We start from the raw sequence: 2,582 nt of genomic DNA, 5'->3' as shown, positions 1-2,582 counted from the left end.
CTTGAGCACTGGACGTGTAGGCAATGGCCAGCAGAACCGCGCTGCAAACGGGGGTTAAAACGCGCATGTTTACATCTCCCTGAATACCTGATGTTGCTTATAGGTCGCCAATTATTTGACGACATTTATAGGTAAAATCGTTTCACCCTTGTGACAACAGAGCTAAGAACATTTTTGAGATTAGCTAAGAAATATTTCTCATTATCTTTATGCCAAAAAAAACTTATGCCCTCAGCAAAATCCAGCACAGTGTTCATGACGAAAACCTTTGAATTATCAGCTTTAGGGAGCTTTAACGGGGTTTTCGAAAAGTCCAATCCACTTATCGATATAGGGATGGGAAGTGCTGGAGGGGAGGGCAGCGTAACGGTTTTTTGGTGACGGTTTTTTGTCACTTTATTGGTTCAAGACTGTTACGCATCGTTCACCAGGAGAGTTGCGCCGCAAGTGGGCCCCGAAGCCAATGATTGCAGAGGGTTTATCCCACTGACGCCGACGCTGCGGATGTGCGACACGCTGGGCGAGTTCATCGCCAGGGCAACGGCTTACTTAGGTAAACGTGTCCTGCAGGCGATCCGCGCAGCGAGCTTTTTTAATCCCTGAGCACTTTCTTCGAAAAAAACAGGATGCCGACAGCGGTTGTTGGCAGCGGAGGAAATGCACATGGCTACGCTCATCGGTACCGTCAGTAAGGTCATTGGTCAGGTGTTCGCGGTAGCGAGCGACGGCACCCGGCGTGCGTTGATCGAGGGTGATCGATTGTTCGCCGGTGATGAGCTGGTTACCGGAGCCGAAGGCGCGGTGGCGGTTCGCCTGCAAAATGGCGAGGAACTGACCCTCGGGCGTGGCAGTAGCCAGCAGATGAGCCCGCAGCTACTTGCGCATCAGATACCGCACGTTGGTACCTTGGAGGCGGTTTCGCCGAGCGAAGTGCAGCTGACTGATGTCGAACAACTGCAAAAAGCTATCGCGGCGGGCGCTGACCCAACGCAGACTGCTGAAGCCACAGCGGCGGGGCCTGGCTCGACCCCGGCGGGCAACGGTGCGGCGGGCGGCGGCCACAGTTTTGTGATGCTGGAAGAAGTGGGCGGGCGTGTCGATCCGACGATTGGCTTCCCGACGGCAGGGTTTGGCGGTATCCCGGAATTTCCCGAAGAACGGCACAATGCCGATATCCAGAGAGCCGACGACATTGCGGCCGTCGTGCCACCTCCACCAACGCCCGTCAACAATCCGATCACGCTCGGCGGCCTGTCGGTAGCGGGCGGGGAACTGACCTTCAACGAAGCCAACCTGCCCGGCGGATCCGCGAGTAATCCGAGCGCGTTGGCACAGAGCGGCACGTTCAGTATCTCGGCGCTGGACGGGCTGAACAGCCTGAGAATCGGCGGCATCAACGTCATCACCGGTGGGGTGGCCGCGGGCGTTCCCCAGACAATCACTACGCCACAGGGCAACACCCTGACCATCACGTACGACCCAACCACTGGTGTGGTGAGCTACAGCTTTACCCTGAATGGAAGCGTCCTTCATCCAGCGGGTGATGGCGCTACCCCCTTTATCGAGCAGCTCACTGTGGTGGCTGGCGACAGTAATGGTGACACCGTCACCGGCACGCTGGACGTCAATATCACTGACGACGTTCCCAAGGCCATCGATGACAGCAACGCCAATACCGCATCGGAAACCCTGCTGACCCTGACCGGCAGTGTGCTGCCGAACGACACGCAGGGCGCAGACCGCATTCCTGTTGGCCCCAACAGCGGCCCAGTCATTGGCGGCACCTTCACCGGGACCTACGGCACCCTGGTGCTCAATCCCAACGGCACCTACACCTACACGCTGAACACCAGCGACGCTGATTTCAAAACGCTGCACGGCGGTGGCAGCGCCACGGAAACCTTCGCCTACACGCTGACGGATGCGGATGGCGATACCAGCACCGCTAACCTGGTGCTGCAAATCCACAACAACGATGACCCGGTCACGATTGGCGGCCTCAATGGTATCGCTGACGAACTCACTGTTTTCGAGAAAAACCTTGGTGACGGCAGCAGCCCCGATACCCCGGCTCTGACCCAAAGCGGCACCTTCACCATCACTGCTCTCGACGGAGTGCAGACCCTGAGCGTCGGCGGCATCAACGTGGTGGTCGGTGGCGTATCCGCGGGCTTCCCGCAGTCGACCGTCACTCCGTTGGGCAGCACGCTGACCATCACCGGGTTCGACACCACGACGGGCGTGGTCAGTTACAGCTACACCCTGGCCGACAACGAAGCCCACGCCACCGGCAACGGCGCCAACTCGCTGCCTGAGCAGTTCGTCGTCACCGTGGTCGACGACAACGGCACCACCGCCAACGGCACGCTCGATGTCAACATCGTCGACGACCTGCCTACCGCAGCGGCGAACACCGCCAGTGCGGTGGAAGGTGCAACGGTCAATATCAGCGTCCTGGACAACGACAAGTTTGGCGCCGACGGTCCGGATAGCAGTGGGGCGGTGATTGGCGTACGTGCCGGCAGTAACACGTCGACCCCGGCGGTCGGCGGGCTGGGTACCAATATCAATGGTACTTACGG

1 protein-coding gene is annotated in these 2,582 nt (G+C 58.8%); it reads left to right on the top strand.

Annotated elements, in window-relative coordinates; all coding sequences use genetic code 11:
• Positions 1-663: 663 nt before the first annotated feature.
• Positions 664-2,582 (top strand): retention module-containing protein (locus AC1DRJ_RS24185; RefSeq protein WP_477804372.1); only part of this gene is annotated, 1,919 nt, incomplete at its 3' end.

It is taken from the genome of Pseudomonas sp. P5_B2 (assembly GCF_056400445.1).
This window is presented reverse-complemented; position numbering and strand designations above follow the sequence as displayed.